Here is a 19,528-nt window from a genome sequence, read left to right on the forward strand (position 1 = left end):
ATATCATATTATTTTGTGAAACATTTTCTCAGTTCTCTGCCTGATAGGTCAGCTTGCCGCCCTTGATGGTGGCGCAGACCTTGCCAAACAGCTGGGCACCATCGAACGGGGTGTTGTGAGATTTGGAATGCAGCTTGTCCTTGTCCACGGTGTAGGGGGTATCCAGATCCACCAGCACAAAGTCCGCGTCGTAGCCCGGCTCCAGCTGACCCTTGGCAAGGCCCAGGATCTCGGCGGGGCGGGTGCTCATCAGATGCACCAGCACTTCCAGCGGCAGACCTTCCTGCTTGCAGAGCTTGGTGTAGCAGACGCCGAAAGCGGTCTCGCTGCCCACCATACCGGCCATGCCCTTCAGCTTGTCCTCTTCGGAGTGGGGCGCGTGGTCGGTGGCAATGGCGTCCACGATGCCTGTGCGGATGCCATCCACCAGCGCCTGCACATCGTCGGCGGTGCGGATGGGCGGGTTCACACGGTAATCGCAGGTATCATTGGTGAACCACAGGTGGTGCGGGGTCACCTCGCAGGTGACAGGTGCACCCCGCAGCTTTGCCATCTGGATGGCATCCAGTGCACCGCGGGTGGACACGTGGCACATGTGCAGCCGGGTCTGGTAGTATTCGCTCAGCCAGCAGTTGCGCACCGTCTCGATGTCCTCAGCCAGACGGTAGTCCCACGGGCTGATCTCCATATCCTCAGCGTGGCTCATCACGGTGATATCCTTCTGGGTGCAGATAGCGAAAGCCTTTGCCATGGTGGCATTGTCCTGCACGCCGTGGCCATCCTCGGTGATGAACTTCACACCGGCAGGCAGGGTCTTGAGGTGGTCGATGCTCACACCGTCAAAGTTCTCGGTGATGGAGACGGTCTGGTTCACATCGCACAGGCCCACCTCGGCGGCTTTCTGTTCCACCATCATGGCCTGTGCCGCAGAAGAGCAGACCGGCTTTGTGTTGGGCATCAGGTTCACGAAGGTGTAACCGCCGGCGGCTGCGGCGCGGCTGCCGGTCTCGATGTCCTCCTTGTACTCAAAGCCCGGGGTGCGCCAGTGGCAGTGCAGGTCCACAAAGGCGGGCAGCACGGTCAGCCCTCCGGCATCAATGACCGTTTCGTTCTCCCCGGCCAGTGCCTCCAGCTCCTGACCCACAGCAGCGATCCTGCCGTCCTTTACAAAAATCTCAAGCGGTCTTCCTTCGGTGTTCACAGCATTTACAAGCAGCATCGCAGTTCCCTCCTGATTTGCGTTTGTCTGGTTCGGCTTTCCGGCTTACGGGCAAAAAAAAACTTTTCCCCGCAAAGGGAAAAGCTCATTCCACAAAAAAAGGAAACAACGAACCCACGGCAAAACCGGATGCGAACTGCTTGTTCAGTTTGGTGCACATCGCGCTTTTCTGCATGGTGCTGTCTCCTTTTATAAGTCTGGAATCTTTTCATAATATTTTAGCATAGAAGCGCGAAATGTGTCAATGCTTCCGCATATATTTTGTTGCAAAAAGGTTTGCCGCTTCCCTCCCGGAATTTTAGCTACTCTACCCAAAAGCAGTTTTTCCCCGCCAGATTCAGGGTTAGTTACATCAATTCCTAGCATATTGCTGTACATTCCCGTCCGGGTGTGCTATTATAATATGGTCAAAAGAGTCAGAGGCTGTTTTCATGGCAGAGGCGTGATTTTTATTCAGAGCAGCTTCATCGGAATCAGGAAAGAGAGGGTTTTCCCATGGGTTTGTTGGAGGACGCGCGGAACATCCAGCGCAAGGACCCCGCAGCACGCAACGTGCTGGAGGTCATTTTGCTGTATCCGGGCTTTCACATTCTGGTGTATCACCGCATTGCGCACTGGCTGTACCAGCATAAGCGCTTTTTCCTTGCCCGCTGGGTCAGCCAGCACGGACGCCGCCGCACCGGCATCGAGATCCACCCCGGTGCCACCATCGGCAGATGCCTGTTCATCGATCACGGCATGGGCATCGTGTTCGGTGAGACCTGTGAGATCGGGGACAACTGCACCATCTACCACGGTGTCACTCTGGGCGGCACCGGCAAGGACACCGGCAAGCGCCACCCCACTCTGGGCAACAACGTGCTGATCGGTGCAGGCACCAAGGTCCTTGGCCCGGTGTATATCGGGGACAACTCCCGTATCGGCGCAGGCAGCGTGGTGCTGCGCAATCTGCCCGCCAACTGCACCGCCGTGGGCGTGCCCGCCGAGGTGGTGCGCATCAACAACAAGGCCGTGAACCCGGCGGACGATCTGGACCAGCAGGATCTGCCGGATATCGTAGCCCAGCGCCTGACCGATCTGGACCGCCGCCTCGGCGCACTGGAAAACGCTGCGCAGGGCGACACCCCGCCCACGGCAGCGCAGATCGCCGCACGGCAGAAGTCATAACGATTCAGAATGCCCTCCGCTTGCGCTCTGGGCATCTTCAGCGGAAAAATATCTTATAGCAACAGCGGACAGCCTGCGGGCTGTCCGCTGTTGCATTTTCACGGAAAGGGTCCAAGAGGGAAACTTGATCTGTCTGTGCTCGTTTCCTGCGGAAACAGCCGCACAGCCGGGAAACAGGCCACTTCTTCATTGCGCCCGCTCCGGTGAAAAAGCAAGTCGGAAAATCCCGCAGGATTTTCCGACTTGCAACTAAAAAATATAAATTCCTTGAATCATGCCCAGAGCGAGAGCGGAGGGCATTTTCAATAAACCCTTTTTCCGCAGCCTTCCCCGGCGCAGAGGGCTTTCACCTTCTGCACCGCAGCGGCCACTAGATCGCTGATGGGCTGCTCCGGCACACCCACGATATAGTTTTCGCAGTGGTTCACCGGGATGAGCACCCGCGTCGCATGGCTCTGGCACACGGCCGTGGCCATGGCGGGCGTGATCTCGCCCAGCAGTGCATCCGCAATAACGATGCCGATTGGCCCCACGATGATATCCGCGCTGCGGCAGTTCACCGCCACTGCATTCTCGCCGGTGGCGGCACGCGGGGCACCGGCCTTGCGCATGGCGTTTGCCGCCAGACTGTTGGTGCCCACCGCAGTGAGCCGGATCTCCGGGCACTGCGTGCTCAGGGCCGCCACCAGCTGTTTGCCAAGGCCCCCGCCCTGCCCGTCGATGACGAGCACATTCACCGGCTGCATCAGAAGTCGATTTCCTCAAGGCGCAGCAGCGCGATGATATAGATTTTTACGGCTTCCAGCAGCTTGTCAATGGGGGCAGCTTCGTTTGCACCGTGCATCGGGCCGCCGAACTCCGGCAGCGGCAGGTCCACATGCTCGGGGCCAAAGCTGACCGCATAGGGGAAATGGCGGGCATAGGTACCGCCGCCCATGGTGAAGGGCTTGGCGTTCTCGCCGGTGACTTCGTTGTAGGTGTTGATGCAGGCCAGAATGGCGGGGCTGTCGGCTTCAATATAGAAGGGCTCGGCAGCGGTCACATCGCGCAGCTCAGCGCCGTCGCCCAGTGCGGCACGGATCTGCTCGGTCATCTTTTCGCCGTTGGTGCAGGTGGGGAAGCGGCTGTCCATGGTCTGGAAAATGCGGCCATCTTCCATGTAGATGCGGCCGCCGATCACGGTCAGCGGGCCAAAGGGGCCGTCGGCGCAGTTGATGCCCAGACCCTCACCGGCGGTGGAAGCATGCAGCTTGCGGATGGCTTCCAGATACGCACGTTCCGCATCGTTGCACAGGCCGTTGTCCAGCAGGTAGTTCACCACCAGACCAATGGCGTTCACGGTACCCTGCGGCATAGCTGCGTGGCCGGACTTGCCCCAGCCACGGATGCGCACGCCGTCGCCTTCCGGTTCCAGCGTGATGTTGGGGGCATTCTTCAGCTTGGAGATATCAGTCTTGACCAGTGCACTTGCACGGTCGGGCACGGCATTGTTTGCCACGCCGCCCTCGATCTCCACGATGACGCCGTTGCACACCGGGCTGACGATCTTGGCACCGAACAGGCCCTTCTCGCCGTTGCACACCGGGAACTCGGCATCCGGGGTGAAGCAGAAGGCCGGGGCCGGGTAGTTTTTGAGGTAGTAGTCCACATCCTGCATGTGGGTCTCCTCGTTGGTGCCTGCCAGTGCGCGGATGGGGTAGCGCAGCTCATAGCCCTGCTCCTTGAGGAACTTCAGGGCATACAGGGTAGCCACCATGGGGCCCTTATCGTCGGCAACGCCGCGGCCCAGCAGCCAGCCGTCCTGAATGCGCATGGTGAAGGGGTCGGCCGTCCAGCCGTTGCCCACGGGCACCACGTCCACATGGCAGATGGTCGCCAGATACTTTTCAGGGTCCTTGCCGGCCAGCTCTGCATAGCCGATGTAGTTCTCGCAGTTGCGGGTGGCAAGGCCCATGCCTGCAGCCAGCTCCAGCGTCTTGTCCAGTGCGGCGCGGGGGCCTGCACCATAGGGTGCGCCCTCCTCGGGGGTTCCCTCCACGCTGTTGACTGCCACCAGTGCGGCGATATCCTTCAGCAGCTGTTCCTTGTTTTGTGCAATATATGCGTCGATTTTCTGATTCAGTGCCTGATCCATGATCTTATCGTTCCTTTCCGTCCGGCAGCTTTGCGCCGCCGGTTCCAAAACACTTTTTTTATTTTAGCATACTCGGCGGCAAAATGCCATTGTCAATTGTTGTTCTTTGCCGGAACGCAGTCTTTTTTCTCAGCCCACCGAGAACAGGGTGCTCAGCGCACCCAGCAGGCCCGCGCTGGCCAGACCCATGATGATGCCCGCCAGCAGCACGCCGCCCATGCAGGCCTTGACCACGTCCTTGAACTTCATATCCAGGATTGAGCCCGCCAGCGTCCCGGTCCACGCGCCGGTGCCCGGCAGCGGGATGCCCACGAACAGCAGCAGCGCCACCTCAAGGCCGCGGCCCGCCTTGGCTTCCAGTGCGCGGCCGCCTTTTTCGCCTTTGACGATGCAGAACTTGCAGATGGGCCCGATGATGGGCTTATGGTAGCCCCAGATCAGGAATTTGCGTGCAAACAGATAGATGAACGGCACCGGGATCATGTTGCCCACCACGCACACCAGATAGGTGGGCAGGATGGGCAGGCCCATGCCAAGCCCGATGGGGATGGCACCGCGCAGTTCAATGAGCGGCACCATGGAAACGAAAAATACCAGCAGATAGCTTTTGAGCATAGAGTCTCCTTTTCCCTGCTCTTTCCGGGAGAGCAGGCGTTTTTTACAGGTTACAGGTCAATGTCCAGCTCCACCGGGCAGTGGTCCGAGCCGAAAATCTCGTTGTGGATCTCTGCCGCCCGGATCCTGTCGGCGATGCGGCGGGATACGATAAAGTAGTCGATGCGCCAGCCCGCGTTCTTTTCCCGGGCATGGAAGCGGTAGCTCCACCAGCTGTACTTCACCTCGTCCGGGTGCAGCACACGGAAGCTGTCGGCAAAGCCGGCATCCAGCAGCTCGGTCATTTTTCCGCGTTCCTGATCGGTGAAGCCTGCGCTCATGCGGTTGGTTTTTGCATTTTTGATGTCGATCTCCGTATGGGCCACGTTCAGGTCCCCGCACAGGATCACCGGCTTTTTCGCATCCAGCGCCAGCAGGTAGGCGCGGAAGGCGTTCTCCCATTCCATGCGGTAGTCCAGACGCTTCAGCCCGTCCTGACTGTTGGGGGTGTAGCAGTTCACCAGCCAGAACGCCGGGTATTCCAGCGTCAGCACCCGGCCCTCGTGGTCGTGCTCCTCGATGCCGATGCCGGTGGTCACGGCCAGCGGCTGCTCACGGCACCAGCAGGCCGTGCCGGAGTAGCCCTTTTTCTCTGCGGAATAGGTGTACTCCGTGTAGCCCTCCGGGGCAAAATCTGCCTGTCCCGGCTGCATCTTGGTCTCCTGCACCGAAAAGATATCGGCATCCAGCTGCGCAAAGCTCTCGGCAAAGCCGTGGGTCAGGCAGGCGCGCAGACCGTTGACATTCCAGCTGATCAGTTTCATGCTGTACTCCTTTATGTTATGCGTGATATTTGTTCTTCCATACACCGCTACGGAAGCGGATGACAAAGCAGGTGACACGGCACATCCAGTCGATGATCATGGCGATCCATACGCCCACGGCACCCCAGCCCATCCGCACGCAGAGCAGATAGCTGAAGCCAAGCCGCCACACGGCCATGCTCAGAATGGACACGAGCATGGTGAATTTCACATCATTGGCGGCGCGCAGTGCGTTGGGCAGCACAAAGGACAGGGTCCACAGCAGGATGGCAAAGCCCGCGTGGATGCGCACCAGCGTCTCGGAAAGCACCATCGTCTCACCGGACAGCGCATAGATGCCGATGAGCTTATGCAAAAACAGCAGGATGGCACCGTTGGAAAGGCCCATTGCAATGTAGGACCACAGGGAGAGCTTGCGGGTGTAGTAGACCGCCTGCTCGCTGTCTCCCGCGCCCACACAGCGGCCCACCACCGTGATCATGGCAAGGCTGAGGGCCTTGCCGGGGATGACGCCCATGCCGTCCAGATTGTTTGCCACCGCGTTGGCCGCGATCTGCACCGTGCCGAAGGTGGAGATCATGCTCACCACCAGAATGCGTCCGGCCTCGAACAGGCTGTTCTCGAATGCAGAGGGGATGCCGATGCCCAGAATGCGCCGGGTCATCCTTGCATCCAGACGGGTGGTCTTGGGCACCTTGAGGGCGTTGCCCTTCTGGTAGCATCTGCGCAGGATGAGGAACGCTGCCACCATGCGGGACACCACGCTGGGCCATGCAACACCGTCCACGCCCATTTTCAGGCCGAAGATGCACACTGCATTGCCCACGATATTGATGACATTCATCAAAAAGCTGATCTGCATGGAGATTTTAGAGTTGCCCATGCTGCGGAACAGTGCCGCGCCGCCGTTATACAGTGCCAGAAACGGATAGCTGATGGCGATGATGCGCAGGTACAGCACGCTGGCGTCCAGCACATCGGCATCAATGGCACCGTAAAACAGCCGGATCATGGGCCGGGCCAGAACAAAGCAGAATGCGCCCACCAGCAGCCCGAACAGACCGCTGAGCAGGATCAGCTGACCGGAGCTCTCATTGGCGCTCTTCTGCTCCCGTGCGCCCAGGAACTGGCTCACCACCACCGCGCCGCCGGTGGCCAGTGCCGCAAACAGCACGATGATAAGGTTGTTGATCATGTCCACAAGGCTGACGCCCGAAATAGCCGCCTCGCCGCAGCGGGACACCATCATGGTATCGGCCATGCCGACGGTCACTTCCAGCAGCTGCTCCACCAGCAGCGGGCCGGTCAGCAGCAGCAGTTCCTTTTGTGTGAACAGCGGCTTCCGCCCTCCGAAGAGCGGCTTTTTTGTTCCGCTCACCGTCTGATTTTCCATTGATATGCTCCTTTCCCCCGTGCCGGGCCTCTTTTCCCCTGCACGCCGTCTGCCGCACACAAGGCAGACTCCCCATTGAATGTATCCATCATAACACACAGGCCGACGCTTGTAAAGAACTGTCGTATCCTGTGTGTTTTTTGCGCGGCATCCGGGGCGTTTCTGCTGCTTTTTGGGCTTGTTCGTCAGTTTGCTGGGAACTTTTCGTCAAATTTGTGCGTTCCTCCAAAAATGAGTTTTTTCGGACGTCTTTTGGTGAAAAATCAAAAAAAGGGCTTGTATTTTTATTTGAAAAGTGGTATGTTGTATCCAACAAAGCTGCAGTGTTGGATACATGAACTTCTCAGAGCGGTTTTTCGCTCATTATCGCGCTTTGTTCCTTATTTTTGCTATTTTCTTCATTTACCTTCTTATCATTTACCCTGCCTGCCCCGCAAGGGGCAAGAAAAGCGATGACTCAACCTGCACGAGTCACCGCTTTTTCTTTTTGTCTGTGCTATCGCAGGCCTAACCATTTGAATGCCCTCCGTTTCACTCTGGGCATTTTCAGCGGAAAATTATTTTTTTATTGCAAACAAGCCAGCCCTGCGGAGCTGGCTTGTTTGCTTTTTCACAGAAAAAGTTGCTTCTTGTGCAGAGAGCGGTCGCGTAGGACAGGTTTCATAGCTTTTATAAAAATCATCGCCGCTGGTGACGCTCCGCTGGGCCAGAGGCAGGGAGGGGTGTTTCGAGTCCCCCCTCCCTACCTCTGGACTCCACCCACCCCGCAACGAGAAAGGGGCTGCTCGCCCCTTTCAAACCCCAAAGCTGTTGGGCTCCATACAAAAAATCCAAGTCGCTCCGCTAAAGGATTTTTTGTGTTGCGCCGATTTCAAGGCCCCTCAGTCGCTGCGCGACAGCTCCCCGCAGGGGAGCGAGCGCCAGCAGATGCAGCTACTCGCCACGGTCCCTTCCCGTGAAAAAGCAACTCAGGAAGATCCGCAGATCTTCCTGAGTTGCAAATATTAAAAATAATTTTTCCGCTGATGATGGCGCAGCGCACGCGGAGCCATTTTAAATCGTCAGCCCTTCACAAGTTCCGCAAAAGCTTTCCGCACATCGCCGGAGAAATACAGCGTGCCCAGTGCGCACACCGGGCCTTTACCGCCCAGCTCCACCGCCCGGGCCACGCCCGCTTCGATGGAGTCTGCCGCTTCTGCCCTGCAGCCATAGGCCCGGATGTGTTCTGCCAGCACCTCGGCAGGCATTGCCCGGGGCGTGTGTGCCGTCACCGTGACGAACCGCACGGCCAGCGGAGCCAGCAGGCTCAGCATCTGGTCCACGTCCTTGTCTGCCATGATGCTGACCAGAAAAACAAACTTCTGCCCCGGGAAACGGTCTTTCAGGCTCTGCACCGTAGCGCGCATCCCGTGGGCATTGTGGCTGCCGTCCAGCAGGAAGGCGGGCGCGTGCCGCAGCAGCTCGAACCGGCCCGGCCAACTGACCGTTTCCAGACCTGTGCGGATGGCGCTTTCCGGAATGTTCCAGCCATGGGCGCGCATCACCCGCAGGGCCGTGACCGCCAGCGCCGCATTCCGGGGCTGGTAGCTGCCGATCAGGGGCAGGTGCACATCGGTCAGGCCATCAAAGTCGAACTCCACGGCGTCAAGGCTGCCGCCCTCGTATTTCAGCCTGCTGAAATCCACCTCGGTCAGCTCGGCGTGCTTTTCCGCTGCCACGCGGCGGATCACAGCGTCTGCTTCCGGCACACCACCGTAGCTCACCACCGGACAGCCTTCCTTGATGATCCCCGCCTTGGCAGCGGCAATGTCCCCAAGGGTGGGGCCAAGCTCCTTCACATGATCCATGCCCAGTGCCGTGATGACTGCGCACTCCGGGGCATCAATGACGTTGGTGGAATCCAGCGTGCCGCCAAGGCCCACCTCCAGCACCACGATCTCACATTTCTGCTGGGCAAAATAGAGCATCCCCAGCGCCGTGATGATCTCAAACTCGGTGGGTACATCCTCCATGGTGTCGGCGGCGGGCTTTACCTGTTCCACCAGTCTCACCAGCTCTTCATCCGGGATCTGCACTCCGTTGATCTGGATGCGTTCGTTGAAGCGGTTGATGAAGGGCGAGGTGTACAGACCCACCCGATAGCCTGCGGCCTGCAGGCAGGACGCCATCATGGCGGCGGTGCTGCCCTTGCCGTTGGTGCCTGCAACATGCACGAATCTGAGCTGTTTATGCGGGTCGCCCAGTGCGGCCAGCAGGGTGCGGGTACGTGTCAGGCCGGGCTTGTGGCCGGCCCACTGGACGGCGTGGATGTATTCCATTGCCTGTTCGTAGTTCATTGTAATGCCTCTTTTCGAGATCACTATTTTAGACGAATTTTTTATTTTTGCGGATACGGAAAGCCTTTATTTTTTCACCATCTTCATCAGGGCACGGTTTTCCAGCAGGATGCGCAGCAGCACGGTGTTCACCGCAGCCAGGATCAGTGCATTGGGGATGCGCACGGCCAGCGTTGCCCACGGGTAGCCGTAGAAGATGCGCAGTGCCAGCGAGGTGATAACCATGGAACCCACAAAGTGTCCCAGCAGTACACTGATCTGCAGCCGCAGGCCGGTGCGCAGCCCGGGCAGCTTCTGCCATGCAAGCCCCGCCACCAGACCAATGGCACCTGCGCCCAGCGTGATGAGCGGGTTGATGGCGTAGCCTGCCAGCACGCCGCCGATCATATCGGCCACGGCGCCCACGGCAAAGCCTGCTCCCGGGCCGAACAGCAGCGCTGCCAGCAGCACCGGCAGGCTGCCCAGATTGAACCGCACAAAGCCGGTGGAGATGCTCAGCACCCGGCTGAACACGATGCTCATTGCCACCAGCAAGGCCAGCATGGTGAGCGTGCGGACGGAATTTTTCGAGTTGTTCATATCAACTGTCCTCCTTGCAAAAGGAATACCGGGCGGGCGGTCTGCACAAACAAAAACGCCCTCCCTGTGACAAACCGCACAAAGGAGGGCGTGAATCCAACAACTTTCACTTCCGGGCGGGACGCAAGCCGTCTCGCCTGCACCCAAGTCCATGCAGCAGCGGGATGCAGACCATGCACCGCGGGTACACCTTCGTCCACAGCACAACTCCCCGTTGATGCGGCACTTAACGCACATGGTCTTACTCTGTTGATGGCTTTATTATAGTCTTTTTTCTGCGGCCTTGCAACCATATCAATGGATAACTTTGCTAAAACGCAGCACCAATTTTTAGCAGTTGTGCATAGCATCTGCCGGGTTTTGGCCTGTATCCTCTTTTCATTTGCCGCATAACGTGGTAAGATGAGTTTAACCTTAAATATGGAGTTTTCTCCCGGAAAGGAATGTTTCCCGATGAAATTCAACGAAATGACCTATACCCGCCCGGACATCGATGCCCTGCTGGCCCGGTGCAGGGAGCTGGCCGCAAAGGCCGCTGCCGCACCGGACGGCGATGCCCTTGTCCGGCTCTACTATGAGCAGAGCGAAGCCTTTGCAGAGTACAACACCGCCGCAAACCTCGCCAACATCCACTACACCTGCGACACCCGCGACGCTTACTGGAAGGCCGAGCAGGACTTCTTTGATGCCAACGGCCCCGCCGTGACCAACGCCAGCGTGGAGATCAGCCGGGCATTTCTGGCAAATCCCCATGTGGATGCCCTGACCGAAAAATTCGGCACCACCTGCGTGGCCGGCATGAAGAACGCCGTCCTCAGCATGGACGACCGCACCGTGGAGCTGCAGCAGCAGTTCAATGCTCTGGTGAGCCGCTACCAGCAGATCTACGGCGGCGCACTGGTGGAGCTGGACGGCAAACAGCTCACCATCCCCCAGCTGGGCCCCTACAAAGAAGATCTGGACCCTGCTGTGCGCCGTGCCGCCTACGAGGCCGAGGCCGGTTATTTTGACGCCCACCGTGCCGAGCTGGACGAGCTGTACGGCGAGATCGTGAAGAACCTGAATGCACAGGCCCGGGTGATGGGCTATCACGACTACAGCGAGCTCTCCTACGTCCGCATGAACCGCATCGGCTACGGCCCGGAGGAGATCCGGAAATTCCGCGATCAGGTCGCAAACGATGTGGTGCCTCAGCTGCAGAAGGTGATGGCCCTGCGCGCAAAGCGCACCGGCATCGCCCATCCCGCCTTTACCGACCTGCCCATTCTGTTCCGGGACGGCAACCCCAAGCCCATCCCCGGCTACAAGGCCCGCATGGATGCCGCCCGCACCATGTACCACGAGCTGAGCCCCGAGACCGCCGAGTTCATCGACTTCATGCAGGACAACGAGCTGTTCGATGTGGAGAGCCGCCCCGGCAAGATGTCCGGCGGCTATATGACCAGCCTGCCCAGCTACAAGGCCCCCTTCATCTTTGCCAACTGGAACGATACCTCCGGCGATGTGGACGTGCTGACCCACGAATGCGGCCATGCCTTTGAGGGCTATGTAGCCGAGCGTGACCCCGCCATCCCCGCCGATCTGGAATGCCCCGGCATGGAGAGTGCAGAGATCCACTCCATGGCCATGGAGTTCCTCACTGCGCCGTGGCATCATCTGCTGTTTGGCAAGGATACCGACAAATACGCCCTGCTGCACGCCGAGGACAGCTTCGTGTTCCTTGCCTACGGCTGCGAGGTGGACGAGTTCCAGCACATCATGTACCAGAATCCGGACCTGACCCCCGATGAACGCAATGCCGAGTGGCTCAAGCTGGAAAAGAAATACCGTCCGTGGATCGATTTTGACAATCTGCCCTTCTATGGCCGGGGCGCAGGCTGGCAGCGCCAGCTGCACATTTATGAGTGCCCCTTCTATTATATCGACTACTGTCTGTCCACCATGGCCGCGCTGCAGTTCTTCCTGCTGAGCCTGACCGACCACAAGGATGCATGGGCGCGCTATCTGCGCCTTGTGCGCCGCGCCGGTACGGCCAGCTACACCGAGCTGCTGGAGACTGCCGGGCTGAAAGTCCCCTTTGAGGAAGGCAGCATCAAGGGCATCGCCCAGCAGATGACCGACTGGCTGGAAAACCATCAGGTGTAAGAGGCCGTTTTCATCCGCACTGCACACCATCTGAACGGTCGTTCTGATGCATCTGATGGTCGATTCATGCCGTTTTGCTGTCAGAGACCGTAAAATCTGGTATGCTCTGGACAGAGAAAAAGCATTTCTGTGAAGCGAAAGGAGATCCTTATGAAACTGACCGGACTGTTCAAGCGCGGTGCCGCCTGCCTGTGCACCGCCGCCATCCTGATGGGCGGCGTCTCCGCTTTTGCCCTGACCCCCGCCCTTCCGGACGAGCCTGCTCCGGCAGAGCTTTCTGTGACCAATGCGGTGTCGGAGGCACAGCTGCGCTCTACCCTGTCCAAGCTCACTGTCACCTATGACAGCGAGGCCGAGGGCTGGCAGATCGATTCTCCCTACGAGGAGGCCAGCATGGAAAAGGCCTCCTGCGGTCTGTACCCCTACCTGTTCGTTACCAACGATGATCCCACCGTGTATCTCAGTCTGGGCATAACCTACTTCGGCAATAAAAAGCTGGACATGAAATCTGTTCGGGTAGAGACCGAGGATAACTACTACGACTTCACCTGTGATGAAGAGTTCATCGGCGGCTATGACAACGACCTCAAGGCATGGTTCGACTATGAGCTGTTCGATATGGACGACGAGACCAGCTGGCTGAACGAGTGGCTTGCCGCCAAGAGCGTCACCGCCACCTTTACCGGCAGGGACGGTTCCACCAAGACCTACACCCTGACCAAGGACAACCTGCAGGCCATCCGGGACGTCCTGAACGTCTACGACACCCTGCTCGGTTCCGATGTTTCCACTGCGCGTGTCGTGCTGCGCAGCCTTGTAAAGTAAAGCTCTTCTGTTTACGCAAAAGCCCCCGGAACGGATCACCGTTCCGGGGGCTTTGTGTTATGCCTTATTCAGATTCAGGCACTTCTCTTACAGGTTGAAGTAGCGCTTTGCGTTGTCGAAGCAGATGCCCTTGACGATCTTCTCCAGAGCCTTCTCGTCGTTGGGATACTCGCCATCCTCGACCCACTGGCCGATGATGTTGCACAGGATGCGGCGGAAGTAGTCATGACGGGTGTAGCTCAGGAAGCTGCGGCTGTCGGTCAGCATGCCAACGAAGTTGCCCAGCAGGCCCAGGCTTGCCAGACGGGTCATCTGCTCTTCCATGCCGATCTTGTGGTCGTTGAACCACCATGCGGAGCCGTGCTGGATCTTGCCCGGCACCTCGCTGTTCTGGAAGCAGCCCAGAATGGTGCCGATCTGTGCGTCGTCGGCGGGGTTCAGGCTGTAGATGATGGTCTTGGGGCACTCGTCGGTGTCGTTCAGGGCGCTCAGCAGGCTTGCGATCTCGCCGCCGCAGGTAGCGGTGTTGATCATATCATAGCCGGTGTCGGGTCCCAGCAGAGCGTTCATCTTGCGGTTCACACCACGCAGGCAGTTGTAGTGGATCTGCATGGCAATGCCCAGACGGTGATACTGCTTGCCCAGATGGATCAGGATATAGGTCTGGTACTTCTCAGCCTCTTCGGTGGTGCAGGTCTCGCCCTTCATCACCTTCTGGTAGATGGCGTTGACCTCTTCCTTAGTAGCCTCACGGTAGGGGATGTAATCCAGGCCGTGGTCCGAAGCGCGGCAGCCCATCTCGGCAAAGAACTCGATGCGCTTGGTCAGGGCATCGGTCACGCAGTCGATGCAGGCCAGCTTCTCCTTGCCCACAACAGCGGCCAGCTTGCCCATGTACTCTGCAAAGCCGGGCTTGTTGATGTTGATGGCCTTATCGGGACGGAAGGAAGGAGCCACGGTGAACTTGATGGTGGGATCTTCCTTGATCTTCTTGTGCCAGTACAGATCATCGATGGGGTCATCGGTGGTGCCGATGAAGGCAACGTTGGACTGCTCGATCAGGCCGCGGACGGTCAGCTTGGGGTCATGCTGCAGCTTGTCGTTGCACAGGTTCCAGACTTCCTCAGCGGTATCGCCGTTCAGCACGCCCTCGTAGCCGAAGAACACATGCAGCTCCAGATTGGTCCAGTGGTACATCGGGTTGCCGATGGCCATGGGCAGAGCCTCTGCAAACTTCTGGAAGCGCTCGCGGTCAGGCTTATCACCGGTGATGTACTCTTCGGGCACACCATTGGAACGCATCACGCGCCACTTATAATGATCGCCGAAGTAGCTGCCGTCCGGGTTGCGGCCGCCCAGCCACACCTGAGCGATGTTCTCAAAGCGGCGGTTCTCGTAGATCTCACGGGGAGGGATGTGGCAGTGGTAGTCGCAGATAGGCATATCCGCAGCGTAGTCGTGGTACAGATGCTGCGCAGTGGCAGACTGGAGCATGAAGTCCTTATCCATAAATGCTTTCATGGGTCGATAACTCCTTTTTCTGATCGATGTTTGTTAGAAAATAGTCAAACGTTGTGTACAACGGGACACCCGCCTGCACGGGCAAACTCGTCTTACTTTTAGTATAGCGGAAAATTTGCATGTATACAACTGAAAAAGTGACAAATTTTCTAGCACACAATTGTGCTTTTCGCTGGAAATGCCCCAAAACGGCACCTTTGGGCTAAAAATATTGCACAAAGCCCTTGACTTATTTGTATACAACAGCATAAAATAGGGTAAGGAGCAGAGGGCAGACAAAGAGGCTCTCTGATAAGCAAAGCAAGTTTATAAAGGAGATCAACAAGATGGAAACTTTGAACTACAAGGTTCTGGAAGGCACCGGCTACAACGGCTACATCCTGAAGGATGCACCCGTCAAGGTCATGCAGTTTGGCGAGGGCAACTTCCTGCGTGCTTTCGTGGATTACTTCTATGATATCGCAAACGAGAAGGCCGGCTACAACGGCAAGGTCAAGCTGGTGCAGCCCATCAGCAACTTCCCCCAGATGGCAGACTGGATCAACGAGCAGGAGGGCCTGTACACCCTGTACCTGCGCGGCAGCGAGAAGGGCCAGAAGGTCGATGCAAAGCGCGTGATCTCCTGCGTGTCCGACTGTGTGTGCCCCTACATCGACGGCAAGTGGGACGAAGTGCTGGCTCTGGCACGTTCTGCCGATCTGGAGACCATTGTTTCCAACACCACTGAGGCCGGCATCGCCTACACGCAGGGCGACAGCGAGTTCGATCAGGTTCCTCCCAACAGCTTCCCCGCAAAGCTGACCCGCGTGCTGTTCGAGCGCTACAAGGCATTCAACGGCGCTGCTGACAAGGGTCTGACCATCCTGTCCTGCGAACTGATCGACAACAACGGCAAAGAGCTGAAGAAGTGCTGCAACAACTACGCAAAGGACTGGAATCTGGAGCCTGCTTTCATCGACTGGATGAACAACGCCAACACCTTCTGCTCCACTCTGGTGGACCGCATCGTTCCGGGCCGCATCCGTGATCCCAAGGAACTGGCTGCCATGGAAGAGGTCAACGGCTACCACGATGCCGCTCTGGACGTGGGCGAAGTGTTCGGCGTGTGGGTCATCGAGGGTCCCGCAGGTCTGGAGGACAAGCTGCCGTTCAAGAAGGCCGGCGTCAACGTCATGGTCGTGCCTGACGTCACCCCCTACAAGAAGCGCAAGGTCCGCATCCTGAACGGTGCCCACACCGGCTTCGTTCTGGGCGCATATCTGGCCGGCTTCGACATTGTGCGTGACTGCATGCACAACGACACCATCCGCGGCTTCATGAACAAGATGCTGCACGAGGAGATCATCCCCACCCTGCCGCTGGACAAGAAGGATCTGGAAGAGTTTGCCTCCGCTGTTGAGGACCGCTTCAACAACCCCTTCGTCAACCATGAGCTGATGAGCATTTCCCTGAACTCCACCTCCAAGTGGAAGGCCCGCAACATGCCTTCCTTCCTGGCTTACATCGAGGAGCAGAAGCAGCTGCCCAAGTGCCTGACCATGTCTCTGGCAGCCTACATTGCCTTCTATTCCAACGACATTCAGGAGCGTACCGCTGACGGCCTGATCTGCAAGCGCCCCGCCGGCAACACCTACAAGATCCAGGATGACGCATGGGCTTTGGACTTCTACTATGCACACAAGGACGACACCGCAGCCCAGCTGGTGCACGCTGTGCTGACCAACACCCAGATGTGGGATCAGGATCTGACCAAGATCGAGGGTCTGGAGGCCGCTGTTCTGGCAGACCTCGAGAAGATCCGCACCGAGGGTGCCGAGGCTGCCTACAAGAGCTGCCTGTAAGCCTGATCGTTTAAAAGAAACATTGCTTTGAGGTGTGAACCCTCTCAGTCCGCTTCGCGTCCAGCTCCCCCGAGGGGGGAGCTTTTGCGGAAACGTAAAGTTTTCATCGCAAAGACCTCGCCCTTCGGGAGAGGTGGCATCGCATGGCGATGACGGAGAGGGTTCATTCCCTTTTGTGCTTTTAATTGTCAACAAGGAGAACTACTATGCCGCAGGCAATTCATATCAGCCCCATCGACAACGTGGTCGTTGCTCTGCACCCCATTGCCAAGGGCACGCTGGTGGAAGTGGACGGTCTTTCTGTGACTGCTCTGGAGGACATCCCGCAGGGCCACAAGATGGCGGTCAAGCCCATCAAGAACGGCGAGAACGTCATCAAGTACGGCTTCCCCATCGGCCACGCCACCGCTGACGCCGCTCCCGGCAGCTGGATGCACACTCATAACGTGCACACCAACCTGTCCGGCGAGGTGGAGTACAGCTACAACCCCGCCCCGGATCTGGCTCCCCTGCCCAAGGTCGAGCCGGAGACCTTTATGGGCTTCCGCCGCAAGGACGGCCGCGCCGCCATCCGCAATGAGATCTGGATCATCCCCACCGTGGGCTGCGTCAACGACATCGCCAAGAAGATCGTTGCTGACAATCAGGATCTGGTCACCGGCTCCATCGAGGGCCTGTACACCTTCACTCATCCCTTCGGCTGCAGCCAGACCGGCCACGACCATGCACAGACCCGCAAACTGCTGGCTGCGCTGGTGCGCCACCCCAATGCTGCCGCCGTTCTGGTGCTGCATCTGGGCTGCGAGAACCTGCAGCACGATCAGTTCGTGGAAGAGCTGGGCGAGTACGACCACGACCGTGTGAAGTTCCTCACCTGTCAGGAAGTGGACGACGAGTTCACCGCTGCCCGCGATATCCTCAAGGAACTGGCCGCTTACGCCGGTCAGTTCAAGCGTGAGCCCATCCCCGTGTCCGATCTGGTGGTGGGCATGAAGTGCGGCGGCTCGGACGGCCTGTCCGGCATCACCGCCAACCCCACCATCGGCCGCTTCTCCGACATGATGGGCCAGCGCGGCGGTTCCACCGTGCTGACCGAGGTGCCCGAGATGTTCGGTGCCGAGGGCTTCCTGATGGACCGCTGCATCAACCATGACGTCTTTGTCAAGGCCGAGCACATGATCAACGGCTTCAAGGATTACTTCATCAGCCACAACGAGGTGGTCTACGATAACCCCTCTCCGGGCAACAAGCAGGGCGGCATCACCACGCTGGAAGACAAGAGCTGCGGCTGCGTGCAGAAGGGCGGCACTGCTCCCATCATGGATGTCATCGGCTACGGTGATCCTGTTGTCACCAAGGGCCTGAACATGCTGTACGGCCCCGGCAACGATCTGGTCTCTGCCACGGCCATGACCGCCGCAGGCGCACACCTGATCCTGTTCTCCACCGGCCGCGGCACTCCGTTCTCGGCCCCGGCTCCCACCCTGAAGATCTCCACCAACACTCCGCTGGCCCAGAAGAAATCCGGCTGGATCGACTTCAACACCGGCGTGATCGCAGATGGCGAAAAGACCATCGACGAGGCCGCAAAGGACCTGCTGGATCTGGTCATCCGCGTTGCAAGCGGCGAGCAGACCAAGGCCGAGAAGCACGGCTTCCGCGAGATCTCCATCTTCAAGGACGGCGTCGTTCTGTAAAAAATCAAAGGCTGCTGAGCGGTTCGCGCCGCCCGGCGGCCTTTTTGTGCATCTGTGAGCCACAAAAAGGATGTGTTATTATGGCTATGACCACCCGTATGATGATCTATGCGTTCCTGCTTTACGGCGGCATTTTTGCCGCTATCGTGGCCGTTATTGCAAGGGTCATAAAATATCTCATCCGCTATGGCATTGATTATTATTTTGAAAAACTAAAAGAACATCAGAAGGACTGAACCCTCTCCGGCATCGCCTTGAGATAAAGCGCAAAAAGCTCCCCCCTCGGGAAGCTGGCTGTGAGCTTGCGAACAGACTGAGAAGGTTAAAACAGGAGGTATATTTTATGAATCAGATCACCACCCGTTACGTCACCGAAAACGGTGCCTGCTACGAGCAGTATGTCATCACCGACGCCGAGGCAAAGACCGAGCTGGTCATCACCCCGGAGCGCGGCGGCATGATCACCGGCTTCTCGCTGAACGGCGAGGAGTACATCTGGACCCGCCACCCCAATTTTTCCGAGTGCAACCGTCCCCGCTTCGGCGTGCCGGTGCTGTTCCCCAACTGCGGCCTGCCCGATAACGGCGTGCATATCTTCGACGGCAAGGCATACCCCATGGAGAACCACGGCTTTGCCGACCTGTGCGCATGGGATGTGGAAAGCGTCGGCCCGGACGGCGTGACCCTGATCCTGGAGTCCACCCCCCTGACCAAATTCCTCTATCCCTTCGATTTCACCGTGCTGATGAACTACAACCTCGAAGGCAATACTGCCGCCATCAACATGACCGTGATCAACGAGGGCGACACCAACATGCCCTTCAGCTTTGGCTTCCACCCCTACTTCAAGGCTTCCAAGCTGGAAAATGTGGACTTTGACATCCATTGTGCCACCTGCTCCGAGAGCGCCAAGGGCGAGCAGCCCGCTGCCCCGGAAAAGATCACCCTCACCCGCAAGGAAGGCGCCGACAACAGCGTGCGCCTGCTGACCGGCGTACAGTTCCCCATGACCCTCACCGACAGCGGTAACGGCCACAAGGTGACTGTGGATGCAGACGACAGCTTCGACCACGCCGTGCTGTGGCAGCAGGATGCCGAGAGCTTTGTGTGCATGGAGCCCTGGAACGGCTGGGCCAACAGCGTCAACGAGGAAGGCCGGCACGAGGTGCTGGAGCCGGACGAGGCCATGACCGCCGATTGGAGCATCACCATCGAGAAGGTCTAAGCTTCATATCATATAACAAAAAGGACAC

The 19,528-nt window shown here is 58.4% G+C and carries 16 protein-coding genes and 1 riboswitch; of the genes, 7 read left to right on the forward strand and 9 right to left on the reverse strand.

Translation table 11 applies throughout. The annotated features are described in order from the left end of the window. Positions 1 to 28 precede the first annotated feature (28 nt). A complete protein-coding gene (locus ACNSPV_RS00750) occupies positions 29 to 1,219 on the reverse strand; it encodes a dihydroorotase (RefSeq protein WP_348584941.1) in 1,191 nt (396 codons plus the stop codon). Between the two features lie 495 nt (positions 1,220 to 1,714). Here ACNSPV_RS00750 and epsC point away from each other — a divergent pair, with 495 nt between their 5' ends. Next, positions 1,715 to 2,386, forward strand: coding sequence for a serine O-acetyltransferase EpsC (gene epsC, locus ACNSPV_RS00755; RefSeq protein WP_005944190.1), 672 nt, complete (start codon positions 1,715 to 1,717; stop codon positions 2,384 to 2,386). A gap of 302 nt (positions 2,387 to 2,688) precedes the next feature. Here the strand turns inward: epsC and ACNSPV_RS00760 are convergent, their stop codons facing one another. The 7 genes from ACNSPV_RS00760 to ACNSPV_RS00790 all read right to left on the reverse strand — a co-directional run bounded on the left by ACNSPV_RS00760 (position 2,689) and on the right by ACNSPV_RS00790 (position 10,246). Further along, complete coding sequence (locus ACNSPV_RS00760) at positions 2,689 to 3,123, reverse strand: DUF3842 family protein (RefSeq protein ID WP_348585170.1); 435 nt, start codon at positions 3,121 to 3,123, stop codon at positions 2,689 to 2,691. 8 nt (positions 3,124 to 3,131) lie between these two features. Further along, positions 3,132 to 4,520: a Sapep family Mn(2+)-dependent dipeptidase gene (locus tag ACNSPV_RS00765; protein ID WP_348584940.1), complete on the reverse strand. Its 1,389-nt coding sequence runs from the start codon at positions 4,518 to 4,520 to the stop codon at positions 3,132 to 3,134. Between the two features lie 129 nt (positions 4,521 to 4,649). Continuing rightward, positions 4,650 to 5,135 carry a small multi-drug export protein gene (locus tag ACNSPV_RS00770; protein WP_339395091.1) on the reverse strand — a complete coding sequence of 162 codons (486 nt, stop codon included), beginning with the start codon at positions 5,133 to 5,135 and terminating at the stop codon, positions 4,650 to 4,652. Between the two features lie 50 nt (positions 5,136 to 5,185). Next, entirely contained in the window at positions 5,186 to 5,938 is a 753-nt protein-coding gene (locus tag ACNSPV_RS00775) for an exodeoxyribonuclease III (RefSeq protein ID WP_249237352.1), read from the reverse strand. A 16-nt stretch (positions 5,939 to 5,954) separates the two neighbouring features. Beyond that, the gene (locus ACNSPV_RS00780) at positions 5,955 to 7,331 is read right to left on the reverse strand and encodes an MATE family efflux transporter (RefSeq protein WP_348584938.1); all 1,377 of its coding nucleotides are present in this window, start codon (positions 7,329 to 7,331) and stop codon (positions 5,955 to 5,957) included. Between the two features lie 1,061 nt (positions 7,332 to 8,392). Then, on the reverse strand, positions 8,393 to 9,667 hold the full coding sequence (locus tag ACNSPV_RS00785; RefSeq protein ID WP_348584937.1) for a folylpolyglutamate synthase/dihydrofolate synthase family protein: 1,275 nt from the start codon (positions 9,665 to 9,667) through the stop codon (positions 8,393 to 8,395). 66 nt (positions 9,668 to 9,733) lie between these two features. Next, on the reverse strand, positions 9,734 to 10,246 hold the full coding sequence (locus tag ACNSPV_RS00790; RefSeq protein ID WP_348584936.1) for a folate family ECF transporter S component: 513 nt from the start codon (positions 10,244 to 10,246) through the stop codon (positions 9,734 to 9,736). A 155-nt stretch (positions 10,247 to 10,401) separates the two neighbouring features. Then, a riboswitch (THF riboswitch) is annotated at positions 10,402 to 10,497 on the reverse strand. Positions 10,498 to 10,699: 202 nt separating this feature from the next. Here ACNSPV_RS00790 and ACNSPV_RS00795 point away from each other — a divergent pair. Both ACNSPV_RS00795 and ACNSPV_RS00800 read left to right on the forward strand, forming a co-directional pair. Next, positions 10,700 to 12,391, forward strand: a complete 1,692-nt coding sequence (locus ACNSPV_RS00795) for a M3 family oligoendopeptidase (RefSeq protein ID WP_348584934.1) — start codon at positions 10,700 to 10,702, stop codon at positions 12,389 to 12,391. A gap of 150 nt (positions 12,392 to 12,541) precedes the next feature. Continuing rightward, positions 12,542 to 13,216, forward strand: coding sequence for a hypothetical protein (locus ACNSPV_RS00800; RefSeq protein WP_348584933.1), 675 nt, complete (start codon positions 12,542 to 12,544; stop codon positions 13,214 to 13,216). A gap of 87 nt (positions 13,217 to 13,303) precedes the next feature. Here ACNSPV_RS00800 and uxaC read toward each other — a convergent pair whose 3' ends face one another. Next, on the reverse strand, positions 13,304 to 14,737 hold the full coding sequence (uxaC, locus tag ACNSPV_RS00805; protein WP_348584932.1) for a glucuronate isomerase: 1,434 nt from the start codon (positions 14,735 to 14,737) through the stop codon (positions 13,304 to 13,306). Positions 14,738 to 15,063: 326 nt separating this feature from the next. Here uxaC and ACNSPV_RS00810 point away from each other — a divergent pair, with 326 nt between their 5' ends. From ACNSPV_RS00810 to ACNSPV_RS00825, 4 genes are all read left to right on the forward strand, one after another. Continuing rightward, positions 15,064 to 16,578 (forward strand): tagaturonate reductase, encoded by a 1,515-nt coding sequence (locus tag ACNSPV_RS00810; protein WP_348584931.1) that lies wholly within the window; start codon positions 15,064 to 15,066, stop codon positions 16,576 to 16,578. Between the two features lie 206 nt (positions 16,579 to 16,784). Further along, complete coding sequence (locus tag ACNSPV_RS00815; protein WP_005944146.1) at positions 16,785 to 18,275, forward strand: UxaA family hydrolase; 1,491 nt, start codon at positions 16,785 to 16,787, stop codon at positions 18,273 to 18,275. Positions 18,276 to 18,355: 80 nt separating this feature from the next. Continuing rightward, on the forward strand, positions 18,356 to 18,511 hold the full coding sequence (locus ACNSPV_RS00820) for a hypothetical protein (RefSeq protein WP_249237360.1): 156 nt from the start codon (positions 18,356 to 18,358) through the stop codon (positions 18,509 to 18,511). 107 nt (positions 18,512 to 18,618) lie between these two features. Beyond that, on the forward strand, positions 18,619 to 19,500 hold the full coding sequence (locus tag ACNSPV_RS00825) for an aldose epimerase (RefSeq protein ID WP_348584930.1): 882 nt from the start codon (positions 18,619 to 18,621) through the stop codon (positions 19,498 to 19,500). Positions 19,501 to 19,528 lie beyond the last annotated feature (28 nt).

This window comes from Faecalibacterium sp. 3 (assembly GCF_048323735.1).
Taxonomy (GTDB): Bacteria; Bacillota; Clostridia; order Oscillospirales; family Ruminococcaceae; genus Faecalibacterium; species Faecalibacterium wellingii.

Excerpts from the sequence above, each read along its gene's own strand:
- ACNSPV_RS00750 (WP_348584941.1), bottom strand. The coding sequence starts at position 1,219 with ATGCTGCTTGTAAATGCTGTGAACACCGAAGGAAGACCGCTTGAGATT.
- epsC (WP_005944190.1), top strand. The coding sequence starts at position 1,715 with ATGGGTTTGTTGGAGGACGCGCGGAACATCCAGCGCAAGGACCCCGCA.
- ACNSPV_RS00765 (WP_348584940.1), bottom strand. The coding sequence starts at position 4,520 with ATGGATCAGGCACTGAATCAGAAAATCGACGCATATATTGCACAAAAC.
- ACNSPV_RS00770 (WP_339395091.1), bottom strand. The coding sequence starts at position 5,135 with ATGCTCAAAAGCTATCTGCTGGTATTTTTCGTTTCCATGGTGCCGCTC.
- ACNSPV_RS00775 (WP_249237352.1), bottom strand. The coding sequence starts at position 5,938 with ATGAAACTGATCAGCTGGAATGTCAACGGTCTGCGCGCCTGCCTGACC.
- ACNSPV_RS00780 (WP_348584938.1), bottom strand. The coding sequence starts at position 7,331 with ATGGAAAATCAGACGGTGAGCGGAACAAAAAAGCCGCTCTTCGGAGGG.
- ACNSPV_RS00785 (WP_348584937.1), bottom strand. The coding sequence starts at position 9,667 with ATGAACTACGAACAGGCAATGGAATACATCCACGCCGTCCAGTGGGCC.
- ACNSPV_RS00790 (WP_348584936.1), bottom strand. The coding sequence starts at position 10,246 with ATGAACAACTCGAAAAATTCCGTCCGCACGCTCACCATGCTGGCCTTG.
- ACNSPV_RS00795 (WP_348584934.1), top strand. The coding sequence starts at position 10,700 with ATGAAATTCAACGAAATGACCTATACCCGCCCGGACATCGATGCCCTG.
- ACNSPV_RS00800 (WP_348584933.1), top strand. The coding sequence starts at position 12,542 with ATGAAACTGACCGGACTGTTCAAGCGCGGTGCCGCCTGCCTGTGCACC.
- uxaC (WP_348584932.1), bottom strand. The coding sequence starts at position 14,737 with ATGAAAGCATTTATGGATAAGGACTTCATGCTCCAGTCTGCCACTGCG.
- ACNSPV_RS00810 (WP_348584931.1), top strand. The coding sequence starts at position 15,064 with ATGGAAACTTTGAACTACAAGGTTCTGGAAGGCACCGGCTACAACGGC.
- ACNSPV_RS00815 (WP_005944146.1), top strand. The coding sequence starts at position 16,785 with ATGCCGCAGGCAATTCATATCAGCCCCATCGACAACGTGGTCGTTGCT.
- ACNSPV_RS00820 (WP_249237360.1), top strand. The coding sequence starts at position 18,356 with ATGGCTATGACCACCCGTATGATGATCTATGCGTTCCTGCTTTACGGC.
- ACNSPV_RS00825 (WP_348584930.1), top strand. The coding sequence starts at position 18,619 with ATGAATCAGATCACCACCCGTTACGTCACCGAAAACGGTGCCTGCTAC.